At 50.1% G+C, this 2,470-nt stretch carries 3 protein-coding genes; all 3 read left to right on the top strand.

The window, feature by feature from the left end; genetic code table 11:
• The first annotated feature begins 91 nt into the window (after positions 1-91).
• The gene (locus GTH32_RS19075) at positions 92-463 is read left to right on the top strand and encodes a transposase (protein ID WP_246223328.1); all 372 of its coding nucleotides are present in this window, start codon (positions 92-94) and stop codon (positions 461-463) included.
• Positions 460-807 carry an IS66 family insertion sequence element accessory protein TnpB gene (gene tnpB, locus GTH32_RS19070; protein WP_163088771.1) on the top strand — a complete coding sequence of 116 codons (348 nt, stop codon included), beginning with the start codon at positions 460-462 and terminating at the stop codon, positions 805-807. Before GTH32_RS19075 ends, tnpB begins: the two co-directional genes overlap by 4 nt.
• Positions 808-868: 61 nt before the next feature.
• The gene (gene tnpC, locus GTH32_RS19065) at positions 869-2,401 is read left to right on the top strand and encodes an IS66 family transposase (RefSeq protein ID WP_163088769.1); all 1,533 of its coding nucleotides are present in this window, start codon (positions 869-871) and stop codon (positions 2,399-2,401) included.
• Positions 2,402-2,470 lie beyond the last annotated feature (69 nt).

Below are 2,470 nucleotides of genomic sequence, written 5' to 3'. Positions count from 1 at the left end.
GTAAGCGTACGGCTAACACATCTTTAGTTCCGTTTTAGATCGGGCATGCTATTGAAATAGCCAATCTACAACAGGATCTTAATCGTTGGATATGAAAGTTGATGTACTCGGTAGACGAACGTTCAGCCCTCAATGGAAGATGAATATCGTCGACCAAGCCACCACTTCTTCTCGTTCAGTTTCGCTGATTGCCAGAGAAAATAACATCAATACTAACCAGGTGTTCCGCTGGATACGAGAAGTTAAAAAGGGCCAGTCTCGCTGGGTGCGCGTTGCAATGGACATGCAGTCGTTACCGCACAAAGAAGAACCCGCTGCGTTTTTGCCGGTGCTCCCGTCACCGCTTAAGCAACCTGCTCCAGCTTCCACTTCGATTACCGTGGAGCTTACCACGGGTCATCGTGTGACAGTGAATCAGGCCGACGAGCAAATAGTACGTCTATTATTATCGGCATTATTATGATTACGTTATCTCACGACCTGCGTATCTGGCTGTGTGCCGGTCACACCGATATGCGTAAAGGCTTCGATGGTTTAGCGGCGTTAGTGCAACATGTGTTGAGCAAAGATCCGTTTGCAGGTCAGGTGTTTGTGTTTCGAGGGCGTCGAGGTGATCGGGTAAAATTACTCTGGTGGGACGGCCAGGGATTGTGCATGTACTATAAGCGATTGGAGCAAGGTAAATTCGTTTGGCCTGCTGCCCAATCCGGTGCTGTGCATTTAACACACGCCCAATTATCCTTACTGCTGGAAGGGGTGGATTGGCGACCGCCTGCCCATCGCAACGCCCCTAAAAATGCAGGGTAAGAGACAATAAAAGAAAGTTAAATCAGTGTGTTAATGTGAGTTTAATGGTATAATTCCCAGCATGAAAACGAAGACGCACACCTTGCCAGACGACCCGCAAACACTTCAACAGATGGTGTTGCAAATGCAGGAGAAACTGGCTCAAAAGGATACACTGATTCTCACCTTGCAACAGCAGTTGTTGGTGTTGCGTCGTCGTCAGTTCGGCCGCTCTTCTGAACAAGTAGAAAAGCAAATTCACCAAATAGAATTACAGCTTGAAGAGCTGGAAATACAAGCAGCGCAAACCGCCGATGTGGCCTTACCTGGCACAGACAGAACGGCCATACCTAAACGCAGAATCTCATTACCTGAGCACTTGCCGCGTGACGAACGGCGTGTTGAGTCCCCTCAGAGCTGCCCTGACTGTGCCGGTGAACTCAAGCACATCGGTGATGATGTCTCTGAAGTGTTAGATGTGGTACCCGTGTCTTACCGCGTAATTAAAATCGTGCGGCCTAAATACAGCTGTGCATGCTGCAATACCCTCATCCAGGGGGAAGCACCACAGCGAGTGGTCCCCAAAGGCTTAGCCAGTAGCGCGTTACTGACTCAGGTGATGGTTGATAAATATCTGGACCATCAGCCGCTTTATCGTCAGTCCGAACGCATGGCGCGTGAAGGTGTGGATATCGAACGTTCAACCCTGGCGGGTTGGGTGGGACAGGTCAGCACCCTTATCTCACCGTTAGTAGACGCCATCGGTAAACACGTTAAAAGCGGACACCATATCTACGCAGATGATACCACGGCCCCCACCTTAAAGCCGGGCAAAGGCAAAACGCAAACCGGTCGCTACTGGACCTATGTACGTGATGGCCGTGACTGGAATGAAAACGCCCCTCCCGCAGTATGGCTACACTACAGTGAAGACAGAAAAAGTCTCCATCCCACCTCGCACCTGAAAGGCTATGCAGGCTCTTTGCAAACTGATGCCTATGCCGGATATAACGATGTTTATCATAAAGGGGTGGCCTTCACTGGCTGTTGGGCACACGTCAGGCGCAAGTTCTATGATATTACCCAAGCGAGTCCTTCTCCGATTGCGGAGCAGGCCATCACCACTATCCAACAGCTCTATGCCATCGAAAAGGCCATTAAAAACAAACCGCCCGATGTACGCCAACAAGTGAGACAACAGCAGTCCATCCCGATACTGGATGAACTCTATACCTGGTTGCAAGCGACCTTACGTACCTTATCGAAAGGCTCTGGCCTGTCGAAGGCGGTTCGCTATGCCCTGAACCAATGGGAAGGCCTGGTAGCGTATACCCGGAATGGACGGGCATCTATCGACAATAACACCGCAGAGCGTTCATTGCGTCCGATAGCTCTAGGGCGCAAGAATTATCTGTTTGCAGGCTCAGTAGCGGGCGGACAGCGAGCCGCTGCGTTATACAGTTTACTCAGCACAGCCAAACTCAATGGTCTGAATCCAAGTCAGTACCTCACTGCTGTACTGAAGCGCATTGGGCAACATCCCATCAATCAGATCGATGAACTGTTGCCGTGGAACATCGATTTGACTCACACGCAAACGACCGACGCACTCTAAAAATAGGTGTCCACTTAAAAATGAGTGGGCACTAAAAATAAGCTCAACGTGTTATGGCCGTACGCTTAC

Source organism: Alteromonas profundi (assembly GCF_010500865.1).
GTDB classification, from domain to species: domain Bacteria; phylum Pseudomonadota; class Gammaproteobacteria; order Enterobacterales; family Alteromonadaceae; genus Alteromonas; species Alteromonas profundi.
This window is presented reverse-complemented; position numbering and strand designations above follow the sequence as displayed.